This is a genomic window from Sinorhizobium sp. CB7, assembly GCF_041357635.1.
GTDB lineage: Bacteria > Pseudomonadota > Alphaproteobacteria > Rhizobiales > Rhizobiaceae > Rhizobium.
On record NZ_JAULLL010000100.1, the window covers coordinates 1 to 210 of the forward strand.

Genomic DNA, 210 nt, shown 5'->3' on the forward strand with positions numbered 1-210 from the left:
TAGTAAAAAATGCTTCCGGCCTGTAACTGGCCGAAGTTTCGGAGATACAAGATGATCAAACACACCCTGCTCACGACCTCGCTGGCGGCCGCCCTGACGGCCGGCTTCGCCGCCCCCGCGCATGCCACCGGCGAAGCCAAGAACATAATTTTTTTCCTCGGCGACGGCATGGGCCCGACCACGGTCACGGCCGCCCGCATCTACAAATAC

1 protein-coding gene is annotated in these 210 nt (G+C 60.0%); it reads left to right on the forward strand.

Features of this window, described 5'->3' with window-relative positions:
* Window positions 1-51 precede the first annotated feature (51 nt).
* Window positions 52-210 (forward strand): alkaline phosphatase (locus tag AAE029_RS36320; RefSeq protein WP_371077782.1); only part of this gene is annotated, 159 nt, incomplete at its 3' end.